We start from the raw sequence: 16,223 nt of genomic DNA, 5'->3' as shown, positions 1-16,223 counted from the left end.
AATATTGTTATTTTTTATGCGTAAATTGTATCTGCAAAACTACATTAAAAAGGTAACAAGCCCAACAAAGAACTAATTTTTTGCAGCTCATAAAAAAACAATTTACTTTAACATAAAATAAAAAGTCATGAAGCTACATTACACCAAAACCAAACTCTCTTTTTATACCTTATCATTTTTGATAGCAGCTACCTTTATATCTTGTGGTTCTGCGCAAACGGTTACTGGTAGTGATGACGGTATTTATGCTGATGAAATAGAACAACCACAAAGTAAAGTAGTTGTTACTGATGATCGTGCATATGATAAATATCAAGAAAATTATTTTACCAAAGAAGTGGAACGTTTAGACGCTTTAAATGGTACTGATATTTTTACTGATATAGAAAATTATAAGTCTGAAAACGATGATTCTTATAATGATGAAGATATTATTTATGAAGAAGAACCTGAAACAAGAATTACATACAATGGTAATGAACCATGGGGTTATTCTGACAATAATGATGTAGTTATAAATATTAATACTTATCCAAAATGGGGTTATTACAACGATTGGTATTGGAATTATGGCTATGATTATTACAGACCTTGGTGGAGGCCTCGTTACTATGGTGGTTGGGCATATAACTCTCACTGGCACCCTTACCACTGGAACTCTGGGTTTTATGTAGGTTTAGGAGGAGGTTTCTATAACTCTTACTGGAACTCTCCGTATTACAGGTACAACCATTACAGACCATATAGATACTATAATAATCGCTATTATAGACGTCCTTACAGAGGAGCCAACTACTATAGAAGTCACAGAACTGCAACAACTTCTAGAAGAGGTTATACTACAGGTCGTAGAGGAACTACCACTTCTAGACGCTCTTCTGATGTTTACAGAAGAAGTGATAGTAGAACTTATCGTAACAACAGAAATACTCGTTCTACAAGAAATACGAGAAGCTATAATACTAGAAGAGGAAGCAACTCTAACAATAGAAGTATAAAACGATCAACTAGAACAAGAAGTTATAATTCTAACGGTAGTAGATCTACCCGTAGTTATAGAAGTACGCCTCGCTCAACAAGGAGTTCAAGAGGATATTCTACTAGAAATCATAGAGCTTCTAATAATGACGGTGTTCGTAAATCTTCATCAGTTAGAAACTCTAGAAGCTATACCAAGAGAAACCAATATTCTAATAGATCTGTTAGAAAGTCGTATTCTCCAAGAAATTCTAAAAGTTATTCAAAACCTTCTAGAAATTCTCGTAGTTACTCTGCTCCATCAAGAAGTACAAGAAGTTCTTCTTCTACCAGAAGCTCAAGAGGAAGTAACAGAAGCTCATCAAGAAGCTCTAGAAGATAATCTTGCATCAAAATTTCAAGATATAAGTTTTAACGAATTAATGAAAAAATGAAAAGAATTTTAACTTTCGCGATAATTATCGCTAGTACGTATACTGCCTACTCGCAATCTTTGGGGTACAATGATTTAGGAATCTTATTTTCAAGAGACAATAATTATGGAACTGCTCGTTTTGAAGCAATGAGTGGAGCCTTTGGAGCATTAGGTGGAGACATATCTTCTTTTGGTATTAACCCAGCTGGTAGTGCCGTTGCCATTAAAAGTACTTTTGGGGTAACTTTAGGTAATAGAAACACTACATATACAGCTAAGTATTACGGAAACACAACAGAAACAGAAGATGATTTTTTTAACATTACCCAAGCTGGTGGTATTTTATCTTTTGACTCTGCTCATAACTCTGACTGGAACCGTTTTGCATTAACCTTTAACTATAGATTAAAAAGTGATTTTGAAGGTTTGTTTTCTTCACAAGGTAATAGTGGTCAGGCATTATTCAATGAACACCCTGATGATATTACCAATCAGTACGACAATGGACAAGAACAACGTTTTTTTAATTCTACCTACGGAGAGAGTAGCATTTTTGAGGTGGGATTCTCTGCTGTACATCTAAACAAATTATATGCAGGAGCTAGTATAAAGTTTCATAACTTAAGCTTTGGTCAAGTTACAGAACTTAGAGAAGTTAATGAAGATAATAATGGTAACACATTAAACGCTTTTAATGTTCAAGATAGTTACTTTGAAGGTAGCGGAGTATCTTTTAGTGCTGGTTTTATTTACAAAGTAAATCAAAGCTTCCGTTTCGGGTTAGCTTATGAGACTCCAACATGGTATAATGAAGTTTTTGAAGACAGCAACTTAAACGTCTTCGACCCGAATGACTCTAGATATGATGATTGGATAGGTTACACTGAAATTTCAGCAACAAACCAAAATACCGATGTTAACAGTGGCGAAGAATTTAACTCAAACATTTTCAGACTAAGAACACCAAGTAAACTTACAGCCAGTGCAGCATTTGTTTTTGGTAAACAGGGTTTAATAAGTGCTGACTATACTTATAAAGATTACAGTGGCACAAAATATAGAGAGAACGCCCCTTATTTTATAGAAACTAATCAAAACTTTGATAATGATTTCAAAGGTACTCATTCCTTAAACATTGGTACTGAGTGGCGTTTTGACAAAATGAGTGTTCGTGGTGGTTATCATTATGAAGAAAGCCCTTATAAAAATGCTCTAGACGGTGATAATATTTCTGGCTTTTCATTAGGACTTGGTTATAATTTCGGAAACGTTAAGTTTGATTTATCATATACTAACTCAGAAAACAACAGTCCGTACCATATTTATAACTCAACTGCTGTAAATATAGATCCTATTGAATTAACAACCGATACTTCTAGAATCTCTGGAACAATTACTTTTAGTTTATAATTCATAAAAAACATATATAAAAAGTCCTGCTATAGCAGGACTTTTTATATATACATATCTCAGTTTTTTACCGTAATTTTGCTTCTTATTTACAACTTATGAGTTCAATAAAAATAAACATACAAGAAACTAATAACGAAACCATTCTAAAATTTGTTAGTAACAAAATATTAGTAAACGGTGGTAGTTATGAATACAATAATATAGACGAGGCTAAAAACTCTCCGTTAGCACAACAGCTATTTTATCTTCCTTTTGTAAAGAAGGTATTAGTTACAGCTAACTTCATTGCTATTCAACGATACGATATTGTTGAATGGAGCGATGTTGAAGAAGAGGTTCGCGAGCAAATAGAAGCTTACATCCAAGATGGTAATTCTGTAGTAAAAGAAGAAACTACCAAAAAAGATGCTGTTGAAGTATATGCTGAAGTTACACCAAATCCAGCTGTAATGAAATTCGGAACCAACAAAGCTTTAACACAAACTGATGTTGAGTATACTAATATTGAAGAAGCTAGCAAATCTTCTCCTCTAGCTCAAGCCTTATTTAGTTTTCCTTTTGTAAAAGAAATTTTTATTTCTGAAAACTACATTTCAATCACCAAATACGATATGATTGATTGGAATGAAGTATACCAAGAAGTACGTACTTTTATTCGTAGTTATATACAGGAAGGCAAAAAAATTATATCTGAATTACCAAAACAGCAAACTAAGCAAAACGTTGAAGTTCCTAAAGAGAATTTAACCGATACTGAAGCTAAAATTGTTGATATTTTGGATGAATATATAAAGCCTGCCGTAGCCTCTGATGGCGGTAATATTGCTTTTCAAGCATATGATGCTGATAGCAAAAGAGTAAGCGTTATTTTACAAGGAGCTTGTAGTGGCTGTCCATCATCAACAGTAACATTAAAAAACGGTATTGAAACTATGCTTAAAGAAATGTTACCTAATCAAATTAATGAAGTAGTTGCCATTAATGGGTAATTTACCGTAAACCTAACAAAAACATATGTCTGAAAAGATTAAACCATATAAAGATTCTGAATTAGGAAAGAAAGAGCAAGTAGCTCAAATGTTTGACAATATTTCTGAAGATTACGACGGCTTAAACCGTGTAATTTCTTTAGGAATTGATGTTAGCTGGCGTAAAAAAGTAGTAAAATTAGTAGGAGAAAATAAACCTCAACAAATTTTAGATATTGCTACTGGTACAGGTGATTTAGCCTTAATGATGTCTAAATTAAACCCTGAAAGAATTGTAGGATTAGATATTTCTGAAGGAATGCTACAAGTAGGAAGACATAAAATAGCCAAAGCTGATTTATCTAATAAAATTAAAATGATTGTTGGAGATAGTGAAAACATTCCTTTTCCTGATAATACCTTTGATGCAATTACTGTTTCTTTTGGTGTTAGAAACTTTGAAAACTTAGATAAAGGCTTAACCGAAATATTACGTGTATTAAAACCTGGAGGTAAGTTTGTTGTATTAGAAACCTCAAATCCTACCAAGTTTCCTTTCAAACAAGGATATAAATTGTATACTAATTATATTTTACCTATTATTGGTAAACTCTTTTCAAAAGACAAGGTTGCTTACTCTTATTTATCAAAAACAGCAAATTCCTTCCCTTTTGGAAAGGCTTTCAACAATATTTTACAAAAAAACGGGTTTAAGAATGCAAAGAATATACCTGTAACGTTTGGTGTTGCATCAATTTATACCGCTTTAAAATAATATGTTAAAAAAGCTTTTACTTTTCGGAATTTTAGTAACGTCGTTTTCCACACAAGCGCAAAAAGAAAAAATATTGAAACTTCCTAGTTTTGACAAACCTCTTTTTCACTATGGTTTTTACTTAGGAGCTAATAATAATGGTTATAAAGTTTCTTATGCTCCAAGTGATTTTGATAATGCTGAAATCGAAGTAGAGTCCTCTATTGGTTTTAATGTAGGTTTAATTGCTGACTTAAGGTTACATAATAATATTAACCTACGTTTTGAACCTGGTTTAATGTCTAACACCAAAACATTACGTTTTAAACATATACCTGGAGCAGAAAACGAAAAAACACGTGAGGTTGGAGCCACATACTTACACTTACCACTGCTGTTAAAATTTAGCACAAACAGGCTTAATAATATGAGACCTTATGTAATTGGAGGAGTTTCATACGATCATAACTTTTCAAGTAATGAAAAAAACAGTGATGATAATTTTGCTGGAGAATTTAGAACATCAACCACTAATTTCATGTACGAAGTAGGTATTGGTGTTGATTTTTACTTAAGTTATTTTAAATTCTCACCTTCTATAAGAGGGGTTTTTGCCATAAATAATGAGGCTATATACGATAACAAATCTCCTAGTCAATGGACAGACCCAATTAATTTCTTAGGAACTAGAGGAGTGTTTTTGCACTTAGCTTTTGAATAAGATTTCTTAAACATATATTCACAATAAAAAAAGGCTTTCTAAATTAGAAAGCCTTTTTAAGTTTAAAAATAATATGAAGTCCCCCGAAATCCTATTACTCTTTATTATTTAGACACAAAAAATTTTATTTGGTCACTTATTTTATAAATTATTTAATAATTTATTCAAAAACACAATAGATGTAAATGATTTATTTAAATTTTAAAATAAAAAAAGCCGCAAAAAGCGGCTTTTCATAAAGATTTCTCTTTATCAATCGGATAGAAGTCCCCCGAAATCTATCGTACTGTTAAAAACATTGTTTTTAGCGTTTTCAAAGATATAAAAAAATGTTAATTTTTATTATTTTTTATAACTATTTTATTGTCAACTACATTTTTAATTGGTAATATAACCTTTCCTGTATCTGTATTAATCGTAATACAAATATTATCTATTGCCACAACAACACCTTCTACTTCATCTATTATAACTTTTTCTCCTATTGATATATTCTTTCTTGAATAATAGCCAAAAAGTAATCTAGCAACAGCATCTCTAGCTCCAAAACCAAAAGCTAAAGTAAACGCTAGTAGTACAGAACCTATTAGTAATGTTAAATTACTTTTTATTACTGATGTGTCTACACCTGCTTGATCAAGAGCTGTTATAGATAAAAATATTACAATTAAATAAAAAGCAATATTTCCTACTAAATTTCCACCTGAAATTTCAAGAGACTTAAACATGGTTTGAATGGCTTTTTTTACCATTGTTCCTAAATATACACCTGCCACAAAAATACCTACTGCTGTTAGTAGTTTTGGCAAATAAGCAAAAAAGCTTTTTATCCCATCAGAAACGACATTCATACCAAATACCTCTGCCCCAACCATTACAAAAATGAAAATTAAAAACCACTTTAAAACAGCTAAAATCACATTAGTTAAAACAATATTAATGGTACTGTTCCCAAAAATCTCTGTTTTGTTGAGTTTTTTAGACCATTCATCTATTTTAGTTTTTGATAAAGCCTTTCTAACAATGTATAGAAATACTTTTATTGCCAGCCAAGAAACAATTACAAAAAGAATAAACATCGCTACAGTTGGTAATGTTTTAGCTATGTCTTGAAAAAGATTTAAAAAGGGGGCTAAAATATCTATTTGTAGAGTAATCATAATTTTTTGTAGTTAGAGTAGTTAAAATTTAGTTTTTAATCTTTTTTAGATTCGTTTTTGTTATGCGAACTGCTACTAAGCAAATCTACAATAGTACTCGGATATTTCACAACAAATAAATCTGCTATATCAATTGATAGCTTTATCATTGCTACATCATTAAGCACTTTATCTTTTAGCACTTCCGGTAACTCCTCGTTATGTAATATTTGTTTAAATGGATTATCCATAATTTATTACAGTTCGTTATACGCTTTCACTACTTTATCTTTAGCCCTTTTCAATCGCATCTTAACTGCACTTTCTCCTAAATCTAAACCTATAGAAATATCTTTAATACTCATATCATCCTGATACTTCATTAACAAGATCATTTTCTCTGAAGGAGAAATTATTTCAAGTGCTTTAGCTAGTTTATCTGATTTTAATTCAAATAGTGTAGCGTCTTCAATATCATCAATATTGCTTTCTTCTCTTATTTCATCAGTTACTAAGGTAACTTTTTCTTTTTTTTCTCTTTGTTTCTTTGCACGTAATTAACACAAAAATTATACGTAAAAGAATACAACCAAGTAGAGAATTTAGATTTTCCTTTAAAAGTTCTCAATTTAACAAATAATCGTATAAAAACATCGTGTGTTAAATCTTGTGCCTCTTCTTTACTTTTAGAAAAACTATAACACTTATTATACACCACACCTGCGTAACGGTCGTATAAAACAGCAAACAAATGAGTATCATTTTTTTCTACTATTTTACGAACCAAATCTTCGTCGTTTATTTTCTTTACATCAATACTCTCCAAGGGGCAGTATAGTTAGTTTTTCCTTCTTAGTTACGAATAAATTTAGACACTACTTTAATAGTATGGTCACTTTAAAAAACATTAATACAATTCGTTTTAACATTTATTTAACAAATAGACGATTTTTTTTAAGAAACACAAAAATTTTGTAACATTATTGCAACCTCTTACGTATAAGTTAATGCAGAGTGATTGATAAATTAAAAATATATTTGAAGTAGATGAGACAACTTAAAATTACAAAACAGGTTACCAACAGAGAAACAGCCTCTTTAGACAAATACTTACAAGAAATTGGAAAAGTAGATTTAATTACTGCTGATGAAGAAGTAGAATTAGCGCAAAGAATTAAAGCTGGTGACCAAAGAGCTCTTGAAAAACTAACCAAGGCTAACTTACGTTTTGTGGTATCGGTTGCAAAACAATACCAAAATCAAGGATTAACACTTCCTGATTTAATTAATGAAGGAAATTTAGGTTTAATTAAGGCCGCTAAACGTTTTGATGAAACTCGTGGTTTTAAATTCATCTCTTATGCAGTATGGTGGATTCGTCAATCTATTTTACAAGCATTAGCTGAACAATCTCGTATTGTTCGCCTACCTTTAAACAAAATTGGTTCTATTAATAAAATTAATAAAATGTATGCTTTCTTAGAGCAAGAAAATGAGCGCCCACCAAGTGCTGAGGAAATTGCTAAGAAACTAGACATGACTGTTAATGATGTTAAAGAGTCTATGAAAAACTCTGGACGTCATGTATCAATGGATGCTCCTTTGATTGAAGGTGAAGATTCTAATTTATATGATGTATTAAACTCAGGTGAATCACCAAACCCTGACAAGACATTATTACATGAATCTTTACGTATTGAAATTAACCGCGCACTAGAAACATTAACTCCACGTGAGGCTGATGTTGTAAAATTATACTTTGGTTTAGGAGAGCATCAACCAATGACTTTAGAAGAAATAGGTGAAACATTTGATTTAACACGTGAACGTGTACGTCAAATCAAAGAAAAAGCCATCAGAAGATTAAAACACACATCTCGTAGTAAGATTTTAATGACTTACTTAGGTTAATAACATAAACAACAACAAATAGTTATCGTAACTATTCGTTTTTTGATTAATGAATGAAAGCTCTCTAATTTGAGAGCTTTCTTTTTCATTTTAATGCCCTTAGTTTTAACTATATTTGCACATAATAACAACACAACAACTTATATATTAATGGAAAAACTTGTAGCCCCATCAATTTTAGCGGCTGATTTTGGAAATCTTCAACGTGATGTTGAAATGGTAAATGATAGTAAAGCAGATTGGTTTCATATTGACATTATGGACGGTGTTTTTGTACCAAATATTTCTTTTGGAATGCCTGTTTTAAAATCAATTACAAAACACGCTAATAAAACTATTGATGTGCACTTAATGATTGTAGATCCTGATCGTTACATTCAAACTTTTGCTGATTTAGGCGCCGACATTTTAACAGTACATTACGAGGCTTGTACACATTTACACAGAACAGTTCAAGCAATAAAAGCAGCTGGTATGAAAGCAGGAGTAGCTTTAAATCCGCATACACCAATTGCAGTTTTAGAAGATATTATAAAGGACTTAGATGTGGTTTGTATTATGAGTGTTAACCCTGGGTTTGGAGGGCAATCATTCATTGAAAATACGTACAAAAAAATTCAACAGTTAAAGAACTTAATTGAATTTAGTGAAGCTTCTACTCTAATTGAAATTGATGGTGGTGTAACTGATCAAAACGCTAATAAACTTGTAGAGGTAGGTGCTAATGTATTAGTTGCTGGCAGTTTTGTTTTCAAAAGTGACAACCCAACCGAAACAATTGAAAATTTAAAAACTATTATAAATTAAAAGTCAAAGCGTATTTAGAAACGAATCTAAGTACGCTTTTGATTTAACAGCCCTTTAATCCCTTAAAAGGTACTATAAATATAATATAGTCAATATTAATGTAATCTTTTTGAGGTTAACTTATTCTCCCCCACAAATAACATCATTCATACAAACATAGCCTCGAGGAAGTGGTTCACAGCTATGACACAAAACGTAAATCCATCCTCCATTAATTGATTTTTGTTCTGCTTTATTTAAAGCAATACCTAGGTTTGAAATGTTTTTAAACATAATAAAGTGTTTTAAGTTTCTCAAAAATAAATTCTAGAAAACAATTTAACTCACAAAAAACCATAATAAAAGTATGGTTTTATCGTAAAATTAAACTTTTCACACGGCTTATATTGAAGAAAAAGCTAAAACTGCTCTAATAAGTAATAAATTAAATCCGTGGTAGTTACAATCCCGACTAATTCATTATCATCAACAACTGGCAAAGCATGAAACTCTTTTTTAGCTAGAATTTCTGCTACCTCTTTAATTGTAGTACTAGAATTTACAGTTTCTAAGTTTTTTGCCATTACTTGATCTATTGTAAACATATTGTACACCACAGTATCAACGTCAGTTTCATTTTCATCAATTGCATCTGCAAAACTTATTCGTAAAAGGTCTGTATAACTTAACATTCCTTTTATTTCATTTCCGCTAACTACCGGAATATGTCTTATATGTTCTTTTTTAAATATTTTTTCTGCTGTCATTAAATCATCAGTACTACTTAATGTAATTACATCTTTAGTCATTATTACTGAAACTGGTGTTCTTTTTTTCATTTTAGTAAAGTTTTGTGTTATTATCTACTTCAAATTTCAGTAATAAAAACAAGTATAAACCTGATTAAAATCATAGATTATCATCTATTTTATTTCTATCTAAAATGTAATTATTTAACTATTTTTACAAAAACATTTTATCTTGATAGAAGATTTACAGAAATACTATGGTTATTTATTTGAAGAAGCATTATTAAAAGAAATAACTGATGTTGCAATAGCTAAAGAATTTAAAGCCAATGAAGTTATTATTGATATTGGAAGCTACATTACTTCTATTCCTTTGTTATTAAGTGGTGCTATAAAAATTTTGCGTGAAGATAAAGAGGGAGACGACTTAGTCTTATATTATATTGAAAAAGGTGATACTTGCGCTATGACACTTTCGTGTTGTATGGGACAGACTAAAAGTAAAATTAAAGCCGTGGCTGAAACTGATGTAAAGCTATTAATGATTCCTAAACAAAAAATGAGTGAATGGCTTAGTAAATATAAAAGCTGGCAAGAATTCATCTTACATAGTTATCACAGCAGATTACAAGAGTTTATTGATGCTATTGATACTATTGCTTTTCTAAACATGGATGAACGTTTATTAAAATACCTAAAAGACAAAGCCTTAGTAAATCAAAATGAAACAATTAGCGTAACACACCAACAAATAGCTAACGATTTACACACTTCTAGAGTGGTTATTTCAAGACTTTTAAAAGCTTTAGAAAAAAAAGATAAAATAGAACTAAATAGAAATCAAGTTAAAGTGTTAGAACTTTAACCCTGTAACTTAAGTTACATTTATTACAAGAGAATCGTTTTACCTTTATAGAAAAAAACGATGGGTAAATTTTCTGAAATAATTAAAGGTAAAAAACCTGTTTTGATTGATTTCTTTGCCGAATGGTGCGGTCCATGTAAAACGATGACTCCTATTTTAAAAGAAGTAAAAAAAGATTTAGGAGAAAATGTTATTATTTTAAAAATAGACGTTGATAAAAATCAACAAATAGCCAATACCTACCAAATTAAGGGAGTTCCTACCTTTATGCTTTTTAAAGAAAGGAAGCTATTATGGAGACAATCTGGGACGTTACACAAGGATGATTTGATTCAAATTATTAATAGTCATGTGAAATAATATCATTATTTTTATTCCACCTTATTACTACTAAAAAAACGTTCTTATTTAATAACCTCATAAACAATCTTCGGTATGGAAGACATGCTCTTTTATGATAGAATGCAGTTTGCTTTCACTATTACTTTTCACTACTTATTTCCACAATTAACAATGGGACTATCGTTAATGATAGTTTTTTTCAAATGGAAATTTTTAAGGACTAAAATTGAAAAATACAACGATGCTGCTAAGTTTTGGATGAAAATTTTTGCTTTAAATTTTGCTATGGGAGTTGTTACTGGAATCCCTATGGAATTTCAATTTGGAACTAACTGGGCTAAGTTCTCCGAGCTTACTGGTGGTATTATAGGTCAAACATTAGCTATGGAAGGAATGTTTTCTTTCTTTTTAGAATCTTCCTTTTTAGGGCTGTTTTTATTTGGAGAGAAAAAACTAGGACATAAGCTTCATTTTTTAACTGGGTTCCTTGTCTTTTTAGGCTCTTGGGCGAGTGGTTTTCTAATTATAGCTACACATTCTTGGATGCAAAATCCTGTAGGATATGAAATACTAGCCAATGGTAAATTTGTACTAAATAACTTTTCAGCCTTGTTCTCAAACCCATGGTTATGGCCTTCTTATTTGCACAATCAGGCTGCTTCCTTGGTAACGAGTTCTTTCGTAGTAGCTGGCATTGGAGCTCTTTATCTTTTAAATAAAAAACACGTAGAATTTGGAAAATTATTTTTAAAAACTGGAGTTGTTTTTGGAGTTATAGCATCTATCTTAGTTGCTTTTCCTACAGGCGATTTAGCCGCTAAAAATGTTGTCAAATACCAGCCTATAACCTTTGCTGCTATGGAGGGTATATTTGAAACAGAAAAAGGAGGCTCTGAAATAGTGCTGATTGGACAACCAAATATGCTGGAGAAAAAACTAGACAATAAAATAGCCGTCCCTAACATCTTAAGCTTTTTAACCTATCAAGAATGGAATGCTGAGATTAAAGGACTCAATGAATTTGATGAAAAAAACTACCCAACAAATATACCTGGACTATATTATGCATATCATATAATGGTAGGTTTAGGAACTATTTTTATTGCATTAATGTTAGCTAGCATTATACAGTTATTCAGAAAAAAATTATATCAAACAAAATGGATTTTATGGTCTTTACTCTTCATGATTCCATTTCCATATATTGCCAATACTACCGGCTGGTATACTGCTGAATTAGGACGCCAACCTTGGTTAGTTTATAACTTATTACGAACATCCGCTGGAGCATCTCCTACAGTATCTTCAGGAAACACTTTATTTACTCTTTTAGGGTTTATAGGTTTATACTTACTATTAGGAATGTTATTTCTAATTTTAGTAGGAAAAATCATTAACAAAGGACCTCAAACAACACATTAAATTATGGAACTTTTTTGGTATATAGTATTAGTTACGATGTTAACCATTTATGTTATTTTAGATGGTTATGATTTTGGAGCAGGAATTATTCACTTATTCTTTGCTAAAAAAGAAGAAGATAAAAAGAAAATCGTAAAAGCAATAGGTCCTTTTTGGGATGCGAACGAAGTATGGTTAATCGCTGCGGGTGGTGTCTTATTTTTTGCTTTCCCCACTTTATATGCTTCTTCATTTAGTGGTTTTTATCTTCCTTTAATGATGGTTTTATGGTTACTAATTTTTAGAGCTATTGGATTAGAACTTCGCGGACAAATACATAATAGGATATGGGAAAGTATTTGGGACAAAGCTTTTGGGATTGCAAGTTTGCTTCTCGCCTTATTTTTTGGAGTTGCATTAGGAAATGTGGTACGTGGTGTTAATCTAGGAAATGTAGTAGATGGTGTTTCTACTCATGAAGCACATTACTTTTTCCTCCCTTTATGGAATTCGGAATTCTCTCCTCACTCTGAAACACTTGGAGTTATTGACTGGTTTACTTTACTTCTGGGAATTATTGCAGTGGTATCACTAACTATCCATGGTGCCAATTGGGTTATTTTCAAAACTAATGCTAGTATTAACAACCAACTAAAAAAGGTTGTTTTTACTCTTTCTTTTGTTTTATTAGGTTTAGTAATTATTTCATTAATCGCTTGGCATGTTATAGAGCCTAAACCATTTCATAATTTCATAGAGCATCCTTTTTTATGGATTTTCCCTCTGCTAACTTTTGTAGGGTTATTTGGTTTATTCAACGTAAAAAAGCACAAAAAACACATCACTGGGTTTTTATATTCTTCTTTGTTTTTATTAGGAGGTTTGGCAACTACAGTCGCTTCAATTTTCCCTAAAGTTTTACCTTCAACCAATAACATAAATCCTGATTTAACAATTTATAATGTAGCTGCTAATGAGTATGGTTTGTCCGTAGGTTTAAATTGGTTTTTTATAGCTGCAATCCTAGTAGTTGTTTATTTTATTATTCAGTATAAAGTTTTTAAAGGAAAAATGGATGATGTAGACTATGGTGAACATTAGTATATTCTCTTTTGTATATTCTACATATCCTCTTTACTAAAAAACATACCCTGTGTAACTAAAGTTACTGACTACCGTATATGTTGCCACTAAATTTGCTGTTATAAAACAGTAAAAATGAAAACATCATATATTCGTTTATTTACGCTAGCACTTTTTATAACTGCTACTACCCTAGCTCAAACTAAAATTTCAATTTCCAAAAGTGAGGTTTTAAAAAGAGTTCAGGAAAATAATACCTCATTAAAAATATCTGAACAAAACTATTTACAAGCACGTGCCGATTACAAGCAGACCAACGCTGTGTTCTTGCCAAATATTACTGCTTCTCATACAGGAATTGTAACTACCAATCCGTTAATGGCATTTGGCAGTAAATTGAATCAAGAAATTTTAACACAGGCAGATTTCAATCCTGAATTATTAAACAATCCGAAACGAACACAAAACTTTGCTACTAAAATTGAAGTACAACAACCTTTAGTGAACTTAGACGGTATTTACCAACGTAAAGCCGCTAAAACTAAAATGGAAGCAACCAACTTGCAGACGCAACGTACTCAAGAATATTTATTGTTAGAAGTTGAAAAAGCCTACATGCAATTGCAATTAGCTCACAAGGGAGTTTCGGTATTAGAAAAAGCCTTAAAAGCTGCGGAAGCTAATCAACAAATGGCAGAAAATAGCTTTAAACAAGGGTATTTACAACGTGCTGATGTATTAGCCGTTAAAGTTCGAGTTACCGAAGTAAAAAATCAATTACAAACAGCAAAAAGCAATGTACTAAATGTTTCTAACTACTTGTCTTTTTTAATGAATGAAAAACAAAACAACATTTATGAATCCTCAGATAGTTTACAAGTACACTTAACGAATCAAGTTGCTGACATTACTATTTCTGAAAATCGTTCAGATATTAAAGCAATGGAATTAGCTTCTGAAGCCTATCAAAAAATGCACAAAGCGGATAAAATGGATTTTCTTCCACGCTTAAATGCTTTTGGTAGTTACGAATTGTACGATGATAAAATTTTCAATGTTGATGCAAATGGTTACGTAGTAGGAGCACAATTAACTTGGGATATTTTCAAAGGTTCTAAACGCTACGGAAAAGCACAAAAAAGCAAAGCTCAGTATGAAAAATCAAGATTAGAATACGAGCAGTACAAATCTAAAAGTCAATTAGAGTTAAACAACACTAAACGATTATTAAACGATGCAGAGGAACAATTAAAGTTAACCGAATTAGCCTTACAACAATCGGAAGAAGCCTTAAGAATCAGAAAAAACAGATTTAAAGAAGGACTAGAAAAAACATCCGATTTATTAATCGCTGAAACACAATACGCTCAAAAACAATTAGAATATTACCAAACTGTATATCAATATAACTATACCAAAGCTTATTTAGATTTTTTAACTCACTAAGAGAGATTTAAAACGCTCCGACACTTGTGTCGATTTTTTAAAATCAATTTCCTTTAGATACCTCGTAGGTTTACTTTGAGGTAGTAAACTAAAAAATAATCAATAGTAAAAACAAACAAATGAAAGCTATATATACAATCGCCCTTGCCATATCACTTTTAGTAGTAAGCTGTGGTAAAAAAGAAACAACAAACAATAACAACAAACCAACAGTAGCTGTAAAAGTTGCTAAAGTAACTGCTAATGATACCAATCCGTTTATCACTGCAAGCGGAAAAGTAGCAGCTACCAACAGTGCTGAATTAAGTACTCGTATGATGGGTTATGTAACCAACATACATGTAAAAGTTGGTGATAAGGTAAATAAAGGTCAATTATTAATATCTATCAATAACAGCGATTTACAAGCTAAAAAAGCACAAGTAGAAGCTAATATAATTAAAGCACAAGCAGGATTTTCAAGCGCTGAAAAAGATTACAATCGCTTTAAAAACTTATTTGAACAAAATAGCGCTTCTCAAAAAGAGTTTGATGATATCACTGTTCATTACAATGTTGCCAAAGCGAATTTAGAAGCTACTAAACAGCTAAGAAACGAAATCAATTCTCAGTTTGCTTACACGAATATCAGAGCCCCATTTTCAGGAGTGGTAACTAACAAATTTATCGATAAAGGTGCCATGGCGAATCCTGGAATGCCTTTAATTTCTGTAGAAGGAAAAGACGGATTTGAAGTTACTGCGTTAGTACCAGAAAGTGATATTTCTCAAATTAAAAAAGATACTAAAGTTGATGTTACTATCAAATCAATCAATAAAATGGTTACAGGTAACGTATCAGAAGTAAGTACCTCAGCAAAAAATACGGGTGGACAATACTTAGTTAAAATCAACTTAGATAAAACGGATTTCAACTTGTTATCAGGAATGTTTGCAACAGTTCAGTTTCCTGTTGAAAGAACACAAAAAAGTACTGACATGGTTTTAATTCCGTCAGAAGCTTTGGTACACAAAGGACAACTATCAGGAATTTATACGGTAAGTCAAAATAATACTGCTGTGTTACGTTGGTTACGCTTAGGAAGAACCTTTGAAAATCAAGTAGAAGTATTATCAGGTTTATCAGCCGATGAAAGCTATATCGTTTCTTCTGAAGGGAAATTATATAACGGATTGAAAATCAATGTACAGTAAGCAGTTGCCAATAAACAATTTTCAGTTAGTTGTAAAACTAAATTATAAATCATAGTTGA

The 16,223-nt window shown here is 31.3% G+C and carries 19 protein-coding genes; 13 read left to right on the top strand and 6 right to left on the bottom strand.

Annotated elements, in window-relative coordinates; all coding sequences use genetic code 11:
- Nucleotides 1-127 precede the first annotated feature (127 nt).
- From AC3VJB_RS14900 to porT, 5 genes are all read left to right on the top strand, one after another.
- Nucleotides 128-1,360: a hypothetical protein gene (locus AC3VJB_RS14900; RefSeq protein WP_437823803.1), complete on the top strand. Its 1,233-nt coding sequence runs from the start codon at nucleotides 128-130 to the stop codon at nucleotides 1,358-1,360.
- Nucleotides 1,361-1,408: 48 nt separating this feature from the next.
- Nucleotides 1,409-2,803 (top strand): OmpP1/FadL family transporter, encoded by a 1,395-nt coding sequence (locus AC3VJB_RS14895; RefSeq protein ID WP_437823801.1) that lies wholly within the window; start codon nucleotides 1,409-1,411, stop codon nucleotides 2,801-2,803.
- 98 nt (nucleotides 2,804-2,901) lie between these two features.
- Complete coding sequence (locus tag AC3VJB_RS14890; protein ID WP_159495183.1) at nucleotides 2,902-3,795, top strand: NifU family protein; 894 nt, start codon at nucleotides 2,902-2,904, stop codon at nucleotides 3,793-3,795.
- A 25-nt stretch (nucleotides 3,796-3,820) separates the two neighbouring features.
- Nucleotides 3,821-4,549, top strand: coding sequence for a bifunctional demethylmenaquinone methyltransferase/2-methoxy-6-polyprenyl-1,4-benzoquinol methylase UbiE (ubiE, locus tag AC3VJB_RS14885; protein ID WP_047790394.1), 729 nt, complete (start codon nucleotides 3,821-3,823; stop codon nucleotides 4,547-4,549).
- Between the two features lies 1 nt (nucleotide 4,550).
- Nucleotides 4,551-5,249, top strand: a complete 699-nt coding sequence (gene porT / locus AC3VJB_RS14880) for a type IX secretion/gliding motility protein PorT/SprT (protein ID WP_437823799.1) — start codon at nucleotides 4,551-4,553, stop codon at nucleotides 5,247-5,249.
- A gap of 332 nt (nucleotides 5,250-5,581) precedes the next feature.
- Here the strand turns inward: porT and AC3VJB_RS14875 are convergent, their stop codons facing one another.
- The 4 genes from AC3VJB_RS14875 to AC3VJB_RS14860 all read right to left on the bottom strand — a co-directional run bounded on the left by AC3VJB_RS14875 (nucleotide 5,582) and on the right by AC3VJB_RS14860 (nucleotide 7,214).
- Nucleotides 5,582-6,409, bottom strand: coding sequence for a mechanosensitive ion channel family protein (locus AC3VJB_RS14875; protein ID WP_437823797.1), 828 nt, complete (start codon nucleotides 6,407-6,409; stop codon nucleotides 5,582-5,584).
- Between the two features lie 35 nt (nucleotides 6,410-6,444).
- Nucleotides 6,445-6,639, bottom strand: a complete 195-nt coding sequence (locus tag AC3VJB_RS14870) for a hypothetical protein (protein WP_047790391.1) — start codon at nucleotides 6,637-6,639, stop codon at nucleotides 6,445-6,447.
- A 6-nt stretch (nucleotides 6,640-6,645) separates the two neighbouring features.
- Nucleotides 6,646-6,771, bottom strand: coding sequence for a sigma factor-like helix-turn-helix DNA-binding protein (locus AC3VJB_RS14865; protein WP_497667301.1), 126 nt, complete (start codon nucleotides 6,769-6,771; stop codon nucleotides 6,646-6,648).
- Nucleotides 6,772-6,899: 128 nt separating this feature from the next.
- Complete coding sequence (locus AC3VJB_RS14860; protein WP_497667300.1) at nucleotides 6,900-7,214, bottom strand: RNA polymerase sigma factor; 315 nt, start codon at nucleotides 7,212-7,214, stop codon at nucleotides 6,900-6,902.
- A gap of 221 nt (nucleotides 7,215-7,435) precedes the next feature.
- Here AC3VJB_RS14860 and AC3VJB_RS14855 point away from each other — a divergent pair, with 221 nt between their 5' ends.
- On the top strand, nucleotides 7,436-8,299 hold the full coding sequence (locus AC3VJB_RS14855; RefSeq protein WP_028891227.1) for a sigma-70 family RNA polymerase sigma factor: 864 nt from the start codon (nucleotides 7,436-7,438) through the stop codon (nucleotides 8,297-8,299).
- Nucleotides 8,300-8,449: 150 nt separating this feature from the next.
- Complete coding sequence (rpe, locus tag AC3VJB_RS14850) at nucleotides 8,450-9,106, top strand: ribulose-phosphate 3-epimerase (protein ID WP_159494738.1); 657 nt, start codon at nucleotides 8,450-8,452, stop codon at nucleotides 9,104-9,106.
- A gap of 120 nt (nucleotides 9,107-9,226) precedes the next feature.
- Here rpe and AC3VJB_RS14845 read toward each other — a convergent pair whose 3' ends face one another.
- On the bottom strand, nucleotides 9,227-9,379 hold the full coding sequence (locus AC3VJB_RS14845; protein ID WP_156167105.1) for a hypothetical protein: 153 nt from the start codon (nucleotides 9,377-9,379) through the stop codon (nucleotides 9,227-9,229).
- A 125-nt stretch (nucleotides 9,380-9,504) separates the two neighbouring features.
- The gene (locus AC3VJB_RS14840) at nucleotides 9,505-9,924 is read right to left on the bottom strand and encodes a CBS domain-containing protein (RefSeq protein ID WP_047790388.1); all 420 of its coding nucleotides are present in this window, start codon (nucleotides 9,922-9,924) and stop codon (nucleotides 9,505-9,507) included.
- 142 nt (nucleotides 9,925-10,066) lie between these two features.
- Between AC3VJB_RS14840 and AC3VJB_RS14835 the strand changes: the two genes are divergently transcribed.
- From AC3VJB_RS14835 to AC3VJB_RS14810, 6 genes are all read left to right on the top strand, one after another.
- Nucleotides 10,067-10,699 (top strand): Crp/Fnr family transcriptional regulator, encoded by a 633-nt coding sequence (locus AC3VJB_RS14835; protein ID WP_047790387.1) that lies wholly within the window; start codon nucleotides 10,067-10,069, stop codon nucleotides 10,697-10,699.
- Nucleotides 10,700-10,759: 60 nt separating this feature from the next.
- Nucleotides 10,760-11,059 (top strand): thioredoxin, encoded by a 300-nt coding sequence (trxA, locus tag AC3VJB_RS14830; RefSeq protein WP_437823792.1) that lies wholly within the window; start codon nucleotides 10,760-10,762, stop codon nucleotides 11,057-11,059.
- A gap of 75 nt (nucleotides 11,060-11,134) precedes the next feature.
- Nucleotides 11,135-12,463, top strand: coding sequence for a cytochrome ubiquinol oxidase subunit I (locus AC3VJB_RS14825; RefSeq protein WP_159494740.1), 1,329 nt, complete (start codon nucleotides 11,135-11,137; stop codon nucleotides 12,461-12,463).
- Between the two features lie 3 nt (nucleotides 12,464-12,466).
- Nucleotides 12,467-13,543, top strand: coding sequence for a cytochrome d ubiquinol oxidase subunit II (cydB, locus tag AC3VJB_RS14820; RefSeq protein WP_167712380.1), 1,077 nt, complete (start codon nucleotides 12,467-12,469; stop codon nucleotides 13,541-13,543).
- A gap of 117 nt (nucleotides 13,544-13,660) precedes the next feature.
- The gene (locus AC3VJB_RS14815; RefSeq protein ID WP_437823790.1) at nucleotides 13,661-14,971 is read left to right on the top strand and encodes a TolC family protein; all 1,311 of its coding nucleotides are present in this window, start codon (nucleotides 13,661-13,663) and stop codon (nucleotides 14,969-14,971) included.
- Between the two features lie 119 nt (nucleotides 14,972-15,090).
- Nucleotides 15,091-16,164 (top strand): efflux RND transporter periplasmic adaptor subunit, encoded by a 1,074-nt coding sequence (locus AC3VJB_RS14810; RefSeq protein WP_497667299.1) that lies wholly within the window; start codon nucleotides 15,091-15,093, stop codon nucleotides 16,162-16,164.
- Nucleotides 16,165-16,223: the final 59 nt, after the last annotated feature.

This window comes from Tenacibaculum sp. TB-53 (assembly GCF_059716285.2).
This window is presented reverse-complemented; position numbering and strand designations above follow the sequence as displayed.